The 16,916-nt window shown below is 68.0% G+C and carries 15 protein-coding genes and 1 pseudogene; 9 read left to right on the forward strand and 7 right to left on the reverse strand.

Annotated features, from left to right (window positions below; translation table 11 throughout):
- Positions 1 to 50: 50 nt before the first annotated feature.
- The 3 genes from accC to MFF22_RS15915 all read right to left on the reverse strand — a co-directional run bounded on the left by accC (position 51) and on the right by MFF22_RS15915 (position 2,831).
- A complete protein-coding gene (accC, locus tag MFF22_RS15905; protein ID WP_238249960.1) occupies positions 51 to 1,403 on the reverse strand; it encodes an acetyl-CoA carboxylase biotin carboxylase subunit in 1,353 nt (450 codons plus the stop codon).
- A gap of 28 nt (positions 1,404 to 1,431) precedes the next feature.
- The gene (accB, locus tag MFF22_RS15910; protein ID WP_238249987.1) at positions 1,432 to 1,899 is read right to left on the reverse strand and encodes an acetyl-CoA carboxylase biotin carboxyl carrier protein; all 468 of its coding nucleotides are present in this window, start codon (positions 1,897 to 1,899) and stop codon (positions 1,432 to 1,434) included.
- Between the two features lie 155 nt (positions 1,900 to 2,054).
- Positions 2,055 to 2,831, reverse strand: a complete 777-nt coding sequence (locus MFF22_RS15915) for a DsbA family protein (RefSeq protein WP_238249961.1) — start codon at positions 2,829 to 2,831, stop codon at positions 2,055 to 2,057.
- A 114-nt stretch (positions 2,832 to 2,945) separates the two neighbouring features.
- On the opposite strand from MFF22_RS15915, the gene MFF22_RS15920 reads away from it, so the two are divergent.
- Positions 2,946 to 4,109, forward strand: coding sequence for an aminotransferase class I/II-fold pyridoxal phosphate-dependent enzyme (locus tag MFF22_RS15920; RefSeq protein ID WP_238249962.1), 1,164 nt, complete (start codon positions 2,946 to 2,948; stop codon positions 4,107 to 4,109).
- Positions 4,110 to 4,115: 6 nt separating this feature from the next.
- Here the strand turns inward: MFF22_RS15920 and MFF22_RS15925 are convergent, their stop codons facing one another.
- Complete coding sequence (locus MFF22_RS15925; protein ID WP_238249963.1) at positions 4,116 to 4,793, reverse strand: phosphoglycolate phosphatase; 678 nt, start codon at positions 4,791 to 4,793, stop codon at positions 4,116 to 4,118.
- Positions 4,794 to 4,933: 140 nt separating this feature from the next.
- Here MFF22_RS15925 and MFF22_RS15930 point away from each other — a divergent pair, with 140 nt between their 5' ends.
- The 7 genes from MFF22_RS15930 to MFF22_RS15960 all read left to right on the forward strand — a co-directional run bounded on the left by MFF22_RS15930 (position 4,934) and on the right by MFF22_RS15960 (position 11,306).
- Positions 4,934 to 5,398 carry a hypothetical protein gene (locus MFF22_RS15930; protein WP_238249964.1) on the forward strand — a complete coding sequence of 155 codons (465 nt, stop codon included), beginning with the start codon at positions 4,934 to 4,936 and terminating at the stop codon, positions 5,396 to 5,398.
- A gap of 127 nt (positions 5,399 to 5,525) precedes the next feature.
- On the forward strand, positions 5,526 to 6,239 hold the full coding sequence (gene rpiA, locus MFF22_RS15935) for a ribose-5-phosphate isomerase RpiA (RefSeq protein WP_238249965.1): 714 nt from the start codon (positions 5,526 to 5,528) through the stop codon (positions 6,237 to 6,239).
- Between the two features lie 29 nt (positions 6,240 to 6,268).
- Positions 6,269 to 6,811: a DUF2059 domain-containing protein gene (locus MFF22_RS15940; protein ID WP_238249966.1), complete on the forward strand. Its 543-nt coding sequence runs from the start codon at positions 6,269 to 6,271 to the stop codon at positions 6,809 to 6,811.
- A 6-nt stretch (positions 6,812 to 6,817) separates the two neighbouring features.
- Positions 6,818 to 8,032 (forward strand): O-antigen ligase family protein, encoded by a 1,215-nt coding sequence (locus MFF22_RS15945; RefSeq protein WP_238249967.1) that lies wholly within the window; start codon positions 6,818 to 6,820, stop codon positions 8,030 to 8,032.
- Positions 8,029 to 9,408 carry a glutathione-disulfide reductase gene (gene gor / locus MFF22_RS15950; protein ID WP_238249968.1) on the forward strand — a complete coding sequence of 460 codons (1,380 nt, stop codon included), beginning with the start codon at positions 8,029 to 8,031 and terminating at the stop codon, positions 9,406 to 9,408. Before MFF22_RS15945 ends, gor begins: the two co-directional genes overlap by 4 nt.
- A gap of 86 nt (positions 9,409 to 9,494) precedes the next feature.
- Entirely contained in the window at positions 9,495 to 9,818 is a 324-nt protein-coding gene (locus MFF22_RS15955; protein WP_238249969.1) for an RNA polymerase sigma factor region1.1 domain-containing protein, read from the forward strand.
- Between the two features lie 105 nt (positions 9,819 to 9,923).
- Positions 9,924 to 11,306 (forward strand): class II 3-deoxy-7-phosphoheptulonate synthase, encoded by a 1,383-nt coding sequence (locus tag MFF22_RS15960; RefSeq protein WP_238249970.1) that lies wholly within the window; start codon positions 9,924 to 9,926, stop codon positions 11,304 to 11,306.
- A gap of 37 nt (positions 11,307 to 11,343) precedes the next feature.
- Here the strand turns inward: MFF22_RS15960 and MFF22_RS15965 are convergent.
- A pseudogene (locus tag MFF22_RS15965) lies at positions 11,344 to 14,168 on the reverse strand (EAL domain-containing protein).
- A gap of 207 nt (positions 14,169 to 14,375) precedes the next feature.
- Here MFF22_RS15965 and MFF22_RS15970 point away from each other — a divergent pair.
- The gene (locus MFF22_RS15970) at positions 14,376 to 14,753 is read left to right on the forward strand and encodes a cupredoxin domain-containing protein (RefSeq protein WP_238249971.1); all 378 of its coding nucleotides are present in this window, start codon (positions 14,376 to 14,378) and stop codon (positions 14,751 to 14,753) included.
- A gap of 7 nt (positions 14,754 to 14,760) precedes the next feature.
- On the opposite strand, the gene MFF22_RS15975 is transcribed toward MFF22_RS15970, so the two are convergent.
- Together MFF22_RS15975 and MFF22_RS15980 are read right to left on the reverse strand one after the other, a co-directional pair.
- Positions 14,761 to 16,035, reverse strand: coding sequence for an efflux RND transporter periplasmic adaptor subunit (locus MFF22_RS15975; RefSeq protein WP_238249972.1), 1,275 nt, complete (start codon positions 16,033 to 16,035; stop codon positions 14,761 to 14,763).
- Positions 16,036 to 16,129: 94 nt separating this feature from the next.
- The gene (locus tag MFF22_RS15980; protein WP_238249973.1) at positions 16,130 to 16,831 is read right to left on the reverse strand and encodes a sulfate transporter family protein; all 702 of its coding nucleotides are present in this window, start codon (positions 16,829 to 16,831) and stop codon (positions 16,130 to 16,132) included.
- Positions 16,832 to 16,916: the final 85 nt, after the last annotated feature.

Below are 16,916 nucleotides of genomic sequence, written 5' to 3' on the forward strand. Positions count from 1 at the left end.
ATGTCGCCCGGCGGCGGCAGAAACGCCAGAGGGCGAGGAACCGCACGCCGTCAGGTCTTGAGGCCGCCCGACGCCAAGGCAGTTTCCAGCCAGTGAATGTCGTACATGCCGTTCTGAACGTCCTGATTGCGAACCAGGGCGCGGAACAGGGGCAGGGTGGTATCGACGCCGTCGATGACGAACTCGTCGAGAGCCCGGCGAAGGCGCATCAGGCATTCGTTGCGCGTACGGCCGTGAACGATGAGCTTCCCGATCAGAGAATCGTAGTTCGGCGGGATGCGGTAACCCTGGAACGCTGCGGAATCGACACGCACGCCGAGGCCGCCGGGCGGGTGATAATAGGTGATCAGGCCGGGCGAGGGCCGGAAGGTCTCCGGATCCTCCGCATTGATGCGGCATTCGATGGCGTGGCCCTCGACGCGGATGTCGCTCTGCGACACCGACAAGGGCGCACCCGCCGCGACCCGGATCTGCTCGATGACGAGGTCGATGCCGGTGATCATCTCGGTGACCGGATGTTCGACCTGGATCCGGGTGTTCATCTCGATGAAGTAGAAGCGCCCCTCCTCGTAGAGGAACTCCACGGTCCCGGCGCCGAGATAGCCGAGTTCCTTCATGGCGTTGGCGCAGATGCCGCCGATCTCGGCTCTCATCGCCTCGTTGAGGGCGGGGGAGCCGCCTTCTTCCCAGACCTTCTGGTGACGGCGCTGGAGGGAGCAATCCCGCTCGGCGAGGTGCACCGCGCCGCCCTGGCCATCGCCCAGCACCTGCACCTCGATGTGCCGCGGCTTTTCCAGATACTTTTCCAGATACACGGCGTCGTCGCCGAAGGCGGCCTTGGCCTCGGACCGGGCCATGCCGATGGCCTGATCCAGATCGGCCTCCGTCCGGGCCACCTTCATGCCCCGGCCACCGCCGCCGGACGCCGCCTTGACCAGGACCGGATAGCCGATCTCCGCCGCGACGCGCTTGGCTTCGTCGCCGGTTTCGACCCCGCCCTCGGAACCCGGAACGCAGGGGATGCCGAGGCGCAAAGCCGTGCGCTTCGCCTCGATTTTGTCGCCCATGATCCGGATGTGTTCGGCCTTGGGGCCGATGAAGCCGATCTGATGGTGGGCCAATACCTCCGCGAAGCGGGCATTCTCGGAGAGGAAGCCGTAACCGGGGTGCACCGCGTCGGCCCCGGTGATCTCGCAGGCGGCGATGATCGAGGGGATGTTGAGGTAGCTGTCCCGGGCCGCGGGCGGCCCGATGCACACGCTCTCGTCGGCAAGCCGCACATGCATCGCGTCCGCATCGGCGGTGGAATGCACGGCGACCGTGGCGATCCCGAGCTCTTTCGCCGCCCGCAGGATCCGGAGTGCGATCTCGCCGCGGTTGGCGATCAGGATCTTATCGAACATGGCGGCAGCTTCTTCGGGCGACGGAGCGTCAGGCGATGACGAGGAGCGCTTCGCCGAATTCGACGGGCTGGCCATCCTCGACGAAGATCGCCGTGACGGTACCGGCCCGCGGGGCGACGATCTCGTTGAAGGTCTTCATCGCCTCGATGAGCAGGAGCTTGTCGCCTACCTCCACCCGCGACCCGATGTCGATGAAGGCTTTCGCCTCCGGCGACGGGCGAAGGTAGGCGGTGCCGACCATGGGCGAGGGGACGGTGCCGGGCTCGGTCCTGGCCGGCTCGGCCGGGGCCAAGGCCGCGGGAAGCTGCATGGGAGCGTGCGCCGCTGCCATGACGGGGGCGGGTGCCGCGACCTGAACGGACACGGGTTCGATGCGGCGCACCACGCGGATGCGAAGGTCGCCCTTCTCCACCTCGATCTCCGACAATCCGGTCTCGGTGACGAGGTGGGCGAGCTCGCGGACAAGCTCGGGATCGATGGAGTCGTGCTTGGGCATCCGGCCTTCTTCGTCTGGCATCGTTCGTCCGGCGGGCGGGGGCTAAGCTCGACCGGGCGCCGGGAGCAACCGCGGTTCGTCGCGGGCGCTCGCGGTCTTAAACGAAGGCGCCATGCCGCGACAAGGCCGCGATGCGACAGCTTGTTCCGTCAGGCTCAGCAGGAGGCGTGTCCGCACTGCCGAACGTCGCCGATGGTCTTGCGCATGGGCTCAAGTCCCACGGCGCCGGGAATCACCTCGTCGCCCACGATGAAGGCCGGCGTGCCCGACAGGCCCAGACGGTCGCCCAGGCCGCGGTTCTCGGCGATCGCCGCCTTCACCTCGGGGGACGCCATGTCCTTCTGCAGCTTGGCGGTGTCGACACCCATCGACTTGGCCACTTCGATGGCCTTGGCGCCGTTCACCCGGCCCTTCGACTCAAGCAGCTTCTGATGAAATTCGAACAGCTTGTCGCCCTTCAGCTGCTGAGCGACCGCCATCGCCACCTGGCTCGCTTCCAGCGATTCCGGGCCGAGTACCGGGAAGTCCTTGATCACGACCCGCAGCTTCGGATCCGACTTGATCAGGGCCTGCACGTCGCCCAACGCCTTACGGCAATAGCCGCAGTTGTAGTCGAAGAACTCGACCAGGGTGATGTCCCCCGCCGCGTTACCGCCGACCACGTCATGCTTGCCGTTGACGAGGAGATCGCGAGCCTCCTTCAGCGCTGATGCCTGAGCAAGGCGCTGGGTCTCGACCTGACGCTTCTCGGCCTCGGCCAGGGCGTCCTGAAGGACCTCCGGGTTCTTGATCAGGTAGTCCTTGATAATTCCCTCGATGGCCGAACGCTGTGCGTCGGTGAAGGGCGCGGACGCGGTCTGTGCAAGCGCCGGCGCGGCTACGCCCAGGCTAAGGACGAGCGCAAGGGTGGTGAGGGAACGGGGGAAAGGCATGGATCCTCGCGGAACGCGGGCGTCTGACAAGCCAGGGGCTATCCAGCAGGGGTTTGGCGTTTTCGCGGCGCGCGGTCAAATAGCCTCTCCGCGCCACTCCGGCGCCCGAAGCCGATGAGACCCATGCCGTTCCCCTCCCGCCGGGCATCGACCGTCGCGCCATTCATGGTGATGGACGTGATGAGTGCCGCCGCCGCCAGGGAACGGTCGGGCCTCGACGTGGTGCATATGGAGGTCGGTCAGCCCTCGGCCGGGGCGCCGAGGCCGGTGATCGAGGCGACGCGGCAGGCACTGACGCTCGGCCGCGTGCCCTACACGGAAGCCCTCGGGCTCCCGGCCCTGCGGGAGCGCATCGCCAGGGATTACCGTGACCGGTACGGTGTGTCGGTGGCGCCCGAGCGCGTCGTGGTGACCACGGGTTCCTCGGCGGGGTTCCTGCTCTCGTTCATGGCCCTGTTCGATGCCGGCGACCGGGTCGGCGTGCCGCAGCCGGGCTACCCGGCCTACCGCAACATCCTGAACTCTCTCGGCGTCGAACCAGTCCCCATGGTCCTGCGCGACGAGGATCGGTACGCGCCGACCGCGGATCTGATCGCAGCCGTCCACGGCACGCAAGCTCTCGATGGCGTGCTGGTGATGAGCCCGGCCAATCCGTCCGGGACGGTCATCGTGCCGGACGCCCTCGCCGCCCTCTGCGCGAAGGTGCGCGCCCTTGGATTGCCGCTGATCTCCGACGAGATCTACCACGGCCTCACCTATGGCGCCCCGGCCGCGACGGCCCTTCAGTTCGAGCCCGACGCGGTCATTATCAACTCGTTCTCAAAATACCATTGCATGACCGGATGGCGCATCGGCTGGATGGTGGTGCCAGAGGGTCTGGTGCGCGCGGTCGAGCGGCTCGCGCAGAACCTCTACATCTCCGCGCCTTACCTCTCGCAGGTCGGCGCCCTGGCAGCCTTCGACGCCACTGAGGAGCTCGAAGTCGTCCGCGCGGGGTATGCCCGCAACAGGGCGATCCTCCTCGACGCCTTTCCCGGCCTCGGCCTCGGCAAGGTGCACCCGGCTGACGGGGCGTTCTACATCTACGCCGACGTGTCTAACCTCACGGCGGACGCGGCGGCTTTCTGCAGGCGGATGCTCGACGAGACCGGTATCGCGGCGACGCCCGGTCTCGATTTCGATCCGGAGGCGGGCGGCCACCACATCCGCTTCTCCTTCGCCGGCTCGGAGGCAGATTGCCGCGATACGGTGGCCCGGCTCAGGACCTGGCTGGGCTAACTGCCCTCAGCCCGCCGGAACCAGCGCCACGACCGCTTCGTGCAACTCTGAAAAGTGCTCGATCACCCGGTCCGGCGCGAGATCGGCGACGGGGGTGTCGGTGTAGCCGAAGGTCACCGCCACCACCGGGATGCCGGCCGCCTTCGCGGTGTCGATGTCGGTGCGAGAATCACCCACCATCACCGCCCGCGCCGGATCACCGCCCGCCTGGGCGATGGTCCCCGTGAGGTGCCGGGGATCGGGCTTCGCCTGCGGGAACGTGTCCCGGCCGCAGATCGCCGCGAAGCGGTCGGCGATGCCGAGCAAGTTCAGGAGCTTGACCGACTGGCCCTCGTACTTGTTCGTGCAGACGGCGAGACGGAAGCCTGATTGCTCCAGGCGGTCCAAGGCCTCGACGACGCCGTCGAACAGGTGGCTCGAATCGGCGAGGTGCTCGCCGTAATGCGCGATGAACGCGTCGAACAGGCGCTCGTGCTCGGCGTCGCCGATGGAGCGTCCCTCGGCCTCGAAGCCCCGCCGGATGAGGGCCTTCGCGCCGGCACCGATCAACTCGCGGGCCTGTGACAGGGGAAGCTCCGCGAGACCTTCCCGCCTCAACAGGACATTGAGGGTCCCAATCAGGTCGCCCGCCGTCTCGGCGAGGGTGCCGTCGAGATCGAAGACGGCGATGGGCGGGGCGGCCATGTAGACTCCAGGTGGGATGACGACGGATGGGGTAACGGAGCCTCGCTATCCGTCGCTCCACCGGTGGGCAAGGGGCCGCCCGTGCCTAAGACTTGCCTGAAACCTCCGCGACACCGGCACTCTCCTTCAACGGAAGTCCCATGCGCCCGATCCTGCCAACGCTCCTCGTCTGCGCCACGCTGCACGCCTTGCCCGCGTTTGCGACGTCCTACGAATTCGTCCCCGCACCCCAGACCGATCTGAACCGCATGTACCGGATCGACAAGGTGACCGGCGAGGTCATTTCCTGCCAATACGGGCTTCAGGAATCGGGCGGCGGCATCGGGCAGACCGTGTGCTTCGGCGCGGGCGAGGGGGCCGGCCCTCAGGCACCGTCGGAATACGGCCTCGTTGCGAGCCGCCATGCCCGTGAGGCGGGCGTCTTCCGGGTTAACTACCGCACCGGTGAGATGAGCATCTGCTTCGTGCTCGTGAAGAAGGAGCAGGTGGTTTGCACCCAGCAAGCCAAGCCGGGGGCCGACGGCACCGAGGGCTCTCCCATCGCCGGCACCGCGACCACGCGGCCCGGACCGGGGGCCACGCCCTCCCAAGGCGGTCGTCCTTGACGGGGAAGAAGCCCGATGGCCGTTCCGGTCCGGCATTCGGCATGGTAGGGGCGCGGCGGACGTCCTTCGCAGCCCAACGGACCATGTATCCTTCACACCATCATCAGACCGACGGGAAGTGTTCGCGATGAGCGGATTGGATCTCCGCCGGGCCGCTGCTGCCAGGGCCCTCGACCTCGTCGAGCCGGGCATGCGGCTGGGGCTCGGCACGGGCTCCACCGCCGCCGCCTTCGTCGATCTCCTCGGCGAGCGGGTCCGGGGCGGCCTCGACGTCGTCGGCGTTCCAACCTCCGAGGCGACACGACGACAGGCAGAGGGCCTCGGCATCCGCCTCACCACCCTCGATTCGCTGCCCCATCTCGACCTGACGATCGACGGGGCGGACGAGGTGGACGACCGTCTCCGTCTCATCAAGGGCGGCGGCGCGGCTCTGCTGCGGGAGAAGATCGTCGCCTGCGCCAGCGACCGCATGGTGGTGATTGCCGATGCGGCCAAGCGCGTCGCCAGGCTCGGGGCCTTCCCCCTCCCGATCGAGGTCAACCTGTTCGGCCTCGCCGCCACCCAGATCGCCATCGACGAGGCCATCGCCGAATCGGGCTGCACCGGCCCCGCCACCCTGCGGCTGGCACCGGACGGCAACCCGGTGATGACGGATGGGGGGCATGTGATCCTCGACGCCCGGCTCGGATCGATCCCAGATCCCGAGCGGCTCGGCGCCGCCCTCTGGTCCGTGCCCGGCGTCGTCGAGCACGGCCTCTTTCTCGGTATCGCCACCGCCGCGATCCTCGCTGCCGACGTCGGCGGACGGGCCGAGGTCACCGTGCTCGGCCGTCTCGCGTGAAACGCATCTCCAACCGACAGGACCTCCGAATGTCCCGCCTCCTCGCCGCTGTGCTCGGCCTCGCGCTCGCGGTTCCCTGCCTTCCGGCCCTCGCACAGGCGAGGAAGCCCGCCCCATCGACACCGGCGGCCAACACGAACACCGGCCCGACCTATTCGGCCAATCACCTCGCCCTCGCGCGGGAGGTCATGTTGAGTTCGGGCATCGCCCGCTCCTTCGACGCCATCATCCCGTCCTTCGCCGACCAGATCCGCAAGCAGGCCGTGACCCGTCCGGAAATTCAGAAGGATCTCGATCAGGTGCTGGTCGCCCTCCAGCCGGAGATGGAACTCCAGAAGCAGCGGATGATCGACATCGCCGCGAAGACCTACGCGGCGAAGTTCTCCGAGGCCGAACTGACCGACATCGCCAACTTCTTCCGCTCGCCGGCCGGCAAGCGCTACGTTGAGATGCAACCGGCGCTGCTGGATGAGATGGTCCGCGCCATGCAGGGTTGGACCGAAGAAGTCTCGGAATACATCATGATCCGCGTCCGGGCGGAGATGGGCAAGCGCGGCATCCAGCTTCAATAAGCGGCGATGCGCCGGGCGCCTCCTCTCTACGCGGCAGGCGGCGCGGCGCTGGCGCTCTTGCCGGTCGCGATGGTGCTGGCCAACCGGTCGAGCCCCATCCTGGTCGCCGTCGCCGCCCTGGCCTTCCTCGGTGGCCGCTGGCGGGAGGAGCCGCGGGCCTTGCCGGGCCTGCTTGTCGCGCCCCTGCGGACGCCCCTCGGGCTGGCGTGCCTTGCGTTCCTGGGGTGGAGCGTCCTGTCGATCGCGTGGAGCCCGTTTCCGGCCCTCTCGCTCCGGGTGCTCGGTGAGTTCCTCCCGACGCTGATCTCAGCCTATTTCCTCGTGATCCTTGCGCCCGGGCGGATCCCGGCCTTTGCCGCTCCCATGGCCGCCCTCGCGGTGGTCGTAGCCGGCGTCATTATCGCCATCGATCTCGCCCTGGACCTACCCCTGGAGAGGCTGCTCGGGCATCGCGTCGCGGCCTTCGTCTTCAACCGGCCAGCCCTGACCCTCGATCTGATCGCGGGGCCCCTCGCCCTGCTGTTGTGGCGGTCGAACCGAAAGCTCGCCGCCGGCGCGACGTTGGCGTTCGCCGGCCTCGGCGTCCTGCGCTCGATCAGCGGCGCGGCGGCGATGGGTCTCATGGCCGGGCTGGCGATGGCGGCTGCGGTCTGGGTACTTCCCCGTCGGATGGGCATCGCCCTGGCCGGCCTGGGGCTCGGTCTCGCAGTGGCGCTCGCCCCGATCGAGGGCGATCTTCTGGCGCGGGTCATGCCCGAGGCCGCTCACCAGCAATTGACCCAATCCTCCTCCCGCGCGCGGGTCGCCATCGCGAGGAGCTTCGGTACGGCGGTCGCGGCATCCCCCTGGCGCGGGGCCGGCTACGGGACGAGCGCCCGCTTTGCCGAAACCCCGGTCGCGGCGCAGGTCCCGGAGGGGATGCGGGTCCTCCTCGGCGTGGGGCATCCCCACAACAGCTTCCTGCAGGTCTGGGCCGAACTCGGCCTGCCGGGAGCGTTCCTCGCTGCCCTTGCGCTCATGCTGATGCTGGCCCGGCTGAGCGTGCTCCCGCGGGCCGATCTCACCGTGGCTTTGGGGCTCGTGGCCTGCGCGGGGGCCATCGCTTTCGTCGAGCATAACGGGTGGGCCGGGTGGTGGACGGCCGGGCTCGGGGCTGCCATCACCTGGGCGCGGGCGGCTCGGGCCCGCCTTCGACCCCCCGGCACGGAGCTGCAACCATGAACGACGACGTCGATCTCTTCGTCATCGGTGGCGGCTCGGGCGGCGTGCGGGCGGCCCGCATCGCCGCGGGATACGGCGCCCGGGTGATGCTCGCGGAAGAGTACCGCGTTGGCGGGACCTGCGTGATCCGCGGCTGCGTGCCCAAGAAGCTGATGGTCTATGCCGGGCGCTTCGCCGACGAGTTCGAGGACGCGGCCGGCTTCGGCTGGAGTGTCGAGAAGCCGCGTTTCGACTGGAGCGTCCTGAAGGCCCGGCGGGATGCGGAGGTCACGCGGCTCGAAGGAATCTACGATGCGAACCTGATCCGGGCGGGGGTCGAGATCGCCCCCGAGCGGGCGGTCATCGAGGATGCACACACGGTCCGGCTTCTGAAGTCCGGCCGCAGCATCCGCGCGGAGCGGATCCTCGTGGCGGTGGGGGCTCATCCGGTGAAGGAGCCGGCGGTGCCGGGCGCCGAATTCACCATCACCTCGAACGAGGTCTTCGAGCTGGACAGGCTGCCGGAACGCATCCTCGTCGTGGGCGGCGGCTACATTGCCGTGGAGTTCGCCGGGGTCTTCGCGGCATTGGGCAGCCGCACGAGCCTGCTGCACCGGGGGGACAAGCTCCTGCGGGGCTTCGACGACGACGTCCGCGACGCCCTGGCGGAAGCCTACACCAAGCGCATGGACCTGCGCCTTGGCCGGACCTTGAGCCGGATCGAGCGGCGGCCCAGCGGGCTCTGCGCGATCCTCGATGACGGCGGGGAGGTCGAAGCCGACCAGATCCTCCTGGCTACGGGCCGCCGGCCGAATATCGCAGGGCTCGGGCTCGACAGGGTTGGCATCGTCCCCGACGCCGCAGGGGCGATCCCGGTGGATGCCTTCTCGCGCACCATCGTCCCGTCGATCTTCGCGGTGGGGGACGTGACCAATCGCGCCAACCTCACGCCGGTGGCCATCCGCGAGGGGCACGCCTTCGCCGACACGGAATACGGCGGCAAGCCAACGAGCGTCGATCACCACCTCATCCCGACCGCCGTGTTCTCGACGCCCGAGATCGGCACGGTCGGCCTGTCCGAGGCGGCGGCGCGTCAGTCCTGCGAACGGATCGATGTCTACAAGGCATCGTTCCGCCCCATGAAGGCGACGCTCTCGGGGCGCGACGAGCGGGTGCTGATGAAGATCATCGTCGATTGCGCCAGCGACCGCGTGCTCGGCGTCCACCTGTTCGGGCAGGATGCGGGCGAACTGATCCAGGCGGTGGGCATCGCGGTGACGATGGGGGCGACCAAGGCGGACTTCGACCGTACCATCGCCGTCCACCCCACCGCCGCCGAGGAATTGGTGACGATGCGGGTGCCCGCGGTGACGAAGCATCCGGTGGGAGTCGGTTGACCATTCCTGCCGGGTGCGGCCACCTGGGTGTGGTCTTACGCGGTATGGGGCCTCGACGCCGTCGGTCGCTGAGCCATATGCATCCCATGGGCAAGCACGGGTCGGGCAGCGGCAAGCGCGACGACGCCTATGCGCGGCGTCAGGCGATCATCGACGGCCTCCTGGCCGATGCCTTACGGCCGGCCTTTTCGTATCGGCTGCCGAGCCAGGATGCCCTGGCCGCGGATATCCGCCGGGCCATCGACCGGCTCCTGGCCAAGGCGGAAGCCCAGCGCAGCCGGTGCCTGACCTACGACGACCTGGAAGAGGCCCTGCCGCCGCGGGACGTGTCGGCGGAGGATCTGGAGGCGATCTTCTGGATCCTGGCCGAGCACGGGATCGAGGTCGAGGACGGCGATTCCGCCGACTGAACGGGACGCTGCGGCAACCCCTCGCGATCCGATGGGAACTTCTCTATAAGCGCCGTTCCGCGCGCAGGGCGCGGCCGCACGGAACGATGTGCGTGGAGAGGAATCATGGGCGAGCGCTGGACACCGACGACGTGGCGGAATCTGCCGATCGAGCAGGTCCCGTCCTATCCGGACGCCGCTGCCCTGGCCGCCGTCGAAGCGCAGATCGCGAGCTTTCCACCGCTTGTCTTTGCAGGCGAAGCGCGAAAGCTGAAGGCGGCGCTGGCCCGCGTCTCGACCGGTGAGGCGTTCCTCCTGCAGGGTGGTGATTGCGCCGAGAGCTTCGACGAGCATTCGGCCGACAACATCCGCGATTTCTTCCGCGTCTTCCTGCAGATGGCGATGGTCCTGACCTTCGCGGGCGGTTCGCCGGTGGTGAAGGTCGGCCGCATCGCCGGCCAGTTCGCCAAGCCGCGTTCGTCGCCCACCGAGACGCAGGGTGGCGTGTCGCTGCCGAGCTACCGGGGCGACATCGTCAACGGCCTCGGCTTCACGGAAGAGGCGCGGGTGCCCGATCCCCGGCGCCAGCTCGAAGCGTACCGGCAGTCGGCGGCGACGCTGAACCTCCTGCGCGCCTTCGCGACGGGCGGTTACGCCAACCTTGAGAACGCCCACCGCTGGATGCTGGGCTTCGTGAAGGATTCGCCGCAATCCTCGCGCTACCAGGATGTCGCCTCGCGGATGACCGATGCCCTCGGTTTCATGCGTGCCATCGGCATCAACCCGGAGACGCACCAAGAGGTGCGGACCACCGATTTCTACACGAGCCACGAGGCGCTGCTGCTCGGCTACGAGCAGGCCCTGACCCGTGTCGATTCGACGAGCGGCGACTGGTACGCCACCTCCGGCCACATGTTGTGGATCGGCGATCGGACCCGCCAGCCCGACCATGCCCATGTCGAGTATGCCCGCGGGATCAAGAACCCGATCGGCCTGAAGTGCGGGCCTTCGATGACGGGGGAGGGGCTGATCAAGCTCATCGACCTCCTGAATCCGGAGAACGAGCCCGGCCGCCTCAGCCTCATCTGTCGCTTCGGCGCGGACAAGGTTGGCGAACACCTTCCGGCCCTCGTCCGCGCGGTGCAGCGGGAAGGCAAGTCGGTCGTGTGGGTGTGCGATCCGATGCACGGCAACACGATCTCGGCCGGTGGGTACAAGACCCGCCCGTTCGACCGGGTGATGCAGGAGATCGAGGGCTTCTTCGCGGTCCACCGGGCGGAAGGCACGATTGCCGGCGGCATCCATCTGGAGATGACCGGCAAGGACGTGACCGAGTGCACGGGGGGCGCCAGGGCCCTCACGGCGGACGACCTGCGCGACCGCTACCACACCTACTGTGACCCGCGTCTCAACGCGGAGCAGGCGCTTGAAGTCGCGTTCCGGACCGCCGAACTCGTCAAGCGCGAACGGGCGGATATCGACTGCCCGCGCCTCGACGCGGCGGAATGAGCGAGCGGCCGGGCGAGATGCCCGGCCGTCCCTGATCTTATGCGATAGCCCGGGCCGCCCCGTTCCAGCGGGCAATGAGCGCGGCCACGTCCTGGATCGGCACGGGGCGGCTGAAGAGGAAGCCCTGGACCTCGTCGCACCCTTCGGCTCGCAGCCGCGCGAGTTGGGCTTCCGTTTCGACGCCCTCGGCAGTGGTCGTCATCCCGAGGCTTGCGCCCAGGCTGATGACGGCACGGACGATGAAATCCGTCCCATCCTCCTCGCAGAGATCCCGGACGAAGGACTGATCGATCTTGATCTTGTCGAAGGGGAAGCTGCGCAGGTAGCTGAGGGACGAGTATCCGGTGCCGAAATCGTCCATCGAGACCCTCAGACCCTCACACCCAGGGCCTTGAGACTGTGCAGGATCGCTGTCGTCACCCCCGGATTGGCGACGAGAACCGATTCGGTGATTTCCAGTTCGAGGCGGCGGCCGGGCAGGCCGGTGACGCGCAGGGCGTCACGGACAGCCGAGATGAGGCTCGCGGAGGTGAACTGGACCGCGGAGACGTTGACGGCGATCTTCAGCCCGTCGGGCCACCGGACCGCGTCGGCGCAGGCCTGGGCCAACACCCACTCGCCGAGGGGGACGATGAGGCCGAGTTCCTCAGCGAGGGGAATGAACTCCGCCGGCGAGACGAAGCCGCGCGTCGGGTGCTTCCAGCGCAAAAGTGCCTCGAAGCCGCAAATCCGCTCCGTGCCCAAACTGTAGATCGGCTGGTAGAAGACCTCGAACGCCTTGGTCTCGAGGGCATGGCGCAGGTCGCGCTCCAGTGCGCGGCGCTCCTGCAGGCGGGCATCCATTTCTGGCTCGAAGTAGCGGAACGCGCCCCGCGCCTCGGCCTTCGCCCGGGCGAGGGCGACGTCGGCGTTCTTCAGAAGCTTGCCGGCATTGGTCCCGTCCCCCGGCGATACGGTGATGCCGAGGGTTACGCCGACGTTGGCGATCTGGTTCGACAGGATATAGGGCGCCTTCAGCACATCGATGATCCGGCGGGCGAGGACGGCGGCATCCTCCGGCCGCTCGACGGCGCGCTGGACGACGATGAACTCATCGGCCCCGATGCGGGCGACACAGTCGATCTCGCGCACGCAGGCGCTCAACCGGTTGGCCACGGCCACGAGGAGTTCGTCCCCGACCGCATGGCCGAACGTGTCGTTGATCGGGCGGAAATCATCGAGGTCGAGGGCAAAGATCGCGAAACCCTGGTCCCGACCGACCTGGGCGATGGACGAGTTGATCTGCTGCTCCAACGCGATCCGGTTGGGCAGGCCGGTCAGGACGTCGTGATGCGCGAGGAAGGCGATCCTGGCCTCGGCGCGGCGGCGCTCGGTGACGTCCTCGAATGTCGCGACGAACCCCCCGTCGGTGGTGTTGCGCCGCTCGATGGCGATCGCCTTTCCGTTGCTGAGTTCCTGGCTCGTCGGGAAGATGGTGGCGCCCTCGAACGGCGCGGCTTCGGCTGTGGTGAGCCCGGTGGCCACGCTTGCGGCCAGGACTTCACGTGCCGTCATCCCGGGCGTGATCGCGTCGGCGGGCAGGCCGTAGATCTGTGCGTAGCGTCGGTTGACGACCATGAGACGGTCGTCGGCGTCGAACAGGCACAGACCTTGGGACATGTTGTCGAGGGCTGCATCGAGGCGCAGGTTGGTCTGGCGCAGCTGCGCCTGCTGCTCCTTCAGGACGCTGATGTCGCTGCAGACAGCCAGGAGCCCGCCGCCTTCGGTGGCATTCCGGCTGACGCGAAGCCAGCGCCCGTTGGGCATGCAGAATTCACCGTCACGGGTCAGTGCCTCCCGGCAATGATCCTCTCCCCCGCCGTTCCCGGCGGAACTCATGCCGTCGAAGAATTGCAGGGCCATGGGATTGGCGAAGGCGATCTCGCCTGCCGCATCCACCACGATCACACCCTCGCGGGAATTCTGGAACGCGTCGGCCAACAGGCGTTCGGCCGATTGGCGCTGACGGACCTCCCGCTGCATCATGGCGCGGATGTTGTCGCGCATCACCGCCATGGAGCGCAGGAGCCGACCGAGTTCGTCGCGGCCGTGCGTCGGAATGTCGTCGTCCAGGTGGCCCCCTGCGATACGCTCGGCGGCGGCCGAGGCCGCGTGGAGCGGCCCGCGAATCCGGCGATGCAGCAAGAGCGCAATCAACGCCGAACCGACGATGGCGAGGCCAGCCAACGCCATGTTCACCCTCAGTTCGCGCCCGACGGCGGTCCGGGCAGCCTGGCGGAACGTGAAGCCGTCGCCGGCTGTGTAGTTCACCAGCAGGTCGAGCTGGGCGTCGATGGCGTCAGCTTGGTGGTCGAGGGCGTCCCAGCGCTCCGGCCTCACGGAGGCAGGTTCGCCGAAGCTGCGGCGGATGTCGTCCCAGGCCGCTACTCCAGACTGGACGGCGAGGGCCGCGCGGACGGCACGGTCCGATTGCGCGCGTTCGACGGCGATGGTGAGGTCTTCCGCCAGGGTGGTGTGCAACTCGGTGATGGCGGCGTCGAGCTTGGCGGCAACAGCGCGATCCTTGGTCAGGCCCTGCCGCGCGAAGGCGGCCCGCATCTTGGCGAAGTCCGCGGCCGTCGCCCGGGCGTAATTGATCGACATCAGCGACTGATCGTACGTGCGCCCGACCAGATCGCCGACATGGGCGATGGCGATGATCGCGTAATAGCCGAGGCCGCCCGTGAGCAGGCTCATCGCGATGAAGGCGATGAAAATGCGGGCTTTGATCGTCGCGGCGAAGGCGCCGAGGAACGCAGCCGGCCCGCGGGACGGTGCCTTTGCCCTCGCCTTCATCGCCGCTGCCGCTTGGGAATATTGCATATCCGCGGGGCACCCTTGGCTCAGCCGCAGTGATCCTGAGGGACACATCTTAAGGCGTGATTAGCTGAGCGTTGCCGTGATCTAAGAAAGTGCCGGATCAAGGCTGAGCTGTGAGAATTCTGTGCGTAGCTCCGGGCGCGATTAGATGCTCGACATCTTTTCTCAACCTTGCGTCACTACGAATTGGCGAGGTTCCCGGAAGGCGACATGCCCCACACCGCGACATGCCCGACCGCCAGATCTCGCCACGCGATGGCGATTTCGACGATTCTCTCGCTGGCGCTGGGGGCGGCATCGGGACTGTCCGTCGTGGACAAGCTCCAGGCATCCGGCCTGATCGTGTCGCAGAAGGGCCGGACGTTCCACCCGGATACGCTGAGCCTGGAGCGGGGGGAAACGGTCACGATCGTCAACGACGATAGCGACTTGCTCCACCACGCCTACGTCGATTCGCCAACCTTCAGCTTCGATTCCGGGGATCAGGAGCCGGGTAGCCGCACGCCCATCACCTTCAACCAGGAAGGCGTGTTTCAGGTCCTCTGCGGTATCCATCCGAAGATGAAGCTGGTGGTGAGGGTGAAATAGGCGGCTCTCAGCGGGCGGCCGAGCGCATCGGCTGATTGCCCGTCGGCCCATCATCCCGCTCGACCGGCTGGCCGTCGCGGAGGTCCGGCGGCGGGGCGAGGAGGATACGGGTCTGTGCCTCCACGCCGTCCTCAAGCTCCAGAACACGGCCGAAATCCCGGCGGAGCCGGACTTCCCGCCACGTGATCCGTCCATCGTTCTGCAAAACGGCGAGGCGCAGCTTTCCGTTGGCGAAGACGGTCGCCTCCGCCGGTACGATCACCCCCGGTTTGTCCCTGGGAATCTTGAGGGTGATATCGGCATGTAGCCCCGCCCGCAGGATGCTGTCGGGATTGGGAACGTCCACCTCGGCGGTCAGTGTCCGAGACGCCGCCTGGAGGGCCACGGAACTCCGCTCCACCGAACCTCCGAAGGCCCGCCCCGGAAGCTCGGGGACCCGAATGGTGGCTTCGAGCCCCGGCGCGACGCCCTGGGTCAGGTTCTGTGGCACGTTCACCGCGATACGGAGCGTGCTGTCCTGATCGATCGTGACCAGCGGCGTTCCCCCATTATCGGCCCGGACAAGATCGCCGACATCGACGTTGCGGGTCGTGACGACGCCGTCGAACGGGGCGACTACGCGCTCGAAGTCCGTGAGGGCACGCAGGCGCTCGACGGCGGCCTCCTGCGCCTTGATGTTGGCGGCTGCGACCTTCACCCCGGCCTCTGCGCCGGCCAGGGTCGCCGCCTGCGAGAGGACACCGGCCTGCGACGTGTCGGCGTTCTGGCGGGATGCCCAACCCTGGTCGGCCAGCGTCGTGGTCCGGTTGTTGGTGAGGTTCGCCAGGGTGACGTTGGCCTTGGCCTGTTCGACCTGCGCCTGAGCCTGAAGGAGCTGAGCCTTGAGCTGGCCGAGCTGTGCTTGAGCCTGGGCGAGCTGCTGGTCGAGATCGGGCGCGGCGATCCGGACAAGCAGATCGCCCGCTTTCACCCGCGAACCGATGTCGATGCGCCGCTCAGCGATGTAGCCCGTCGCGCGGGCGGCAATCGCCGCCGTGAGGAACGGGCGCGTCTCACCGGGGAGAGTCAGGTCGAGGGGACCGTCCGCCTTCTCCGCGAGGGCGGTGCGGACCTTGGGCACGAGGTTCTTGATCCGGTCGAGGGTGCGGGTGGCTTCCAGGTCCCGCTGCCAGTGGCCGTACGCGCCCCAGCCGACGAGGCCGATGCCGGCCAGGAGCAGGAGCACGAACGGCGCCTTCCCCGGCGGAGGCGGGGGGTCCCGGCGGTCCTCGTTCGGTTTCATGTCCGGCTTCCGCTCCGACCCGGCACGGGCCGGGATGTCTGAGGCTAGAGGGGCGCGCCCTGGAACGCCAGGGCGCCCGGTCGCCGCATCCCCTTCACCGGGGGAGGGAGACCGGGGCGCTCCGGGCGGCGAGCCGCTTGTGCATGTGCACCATCAGGGCGATGCCGAAGAGCGGCGTAACGAGGTTGACGATGGGGACGATCATCAGAGCGGCCAGGAGGCACCCGGCGAGGAGCGTCCGCAACGCATAGTGCCGGCGCATCGCGGCGGCCCCATCGATGCTGTGGAAGCGTGCGGCGGCCATCTCGAAATATTCCCGCGAAAGCAGGTAGGCATTGGCGCCGAAGAAGGCCGCGACGCCGATGACCGGTACGAAAAAGATCACCAGGGCGGCGAGGTTGACCAGCAAAGTCACCCCGGCAAAACGCAGGGCGTAGAGCATCGACAGGCCGAACGGCATCGCCCGACCCGGCGGGTCCGCCGGAAAATCGGTGCGCTCGACGATGGCGGCTGCATCGTCGAGGAAGAAGCCGGCCACGATGATCGACACCGCCGGCATCAGATAGGCCAGCGCGACGAAGAGACCGAAGCCCGCGAGATAATAGGCGAGGCTGTCGAGGATCGGGTACTGCGCCGAGATATGGTGGCTAGCCTGGAACGCCTGGACGAGGCGGGTCAGCCCCAGCCACAGCAGGGCGAGGATCCCGAGGGTCAGGCCCAGGGATTTCCAGAGGATGCCGCGCAGGGCAGGAGACAGCGTCTGACGCAAGGCCGCGGCAGCGGAATCGAAGATCATCGGTTGTCGTCCGGGATGTCGAAGCGGCTGGTTTGTGGGATTGCCGCCGCCTCGGCGCAAGGGTTCACGAACCGGTCGGTGGAAG

The sequence above is a fragment of the Methylobacterium persicinum genome, assembly GCF_022179525.1.
In the GTDB taxonomy this organism is placed as follows: domain Bacteria; phylum Pseudomonadota; class Alphaproteobacteria; order Rhizobiales; family Beijerinckiaceae; genus Methylobacterium; species Methylobacterium persicinum.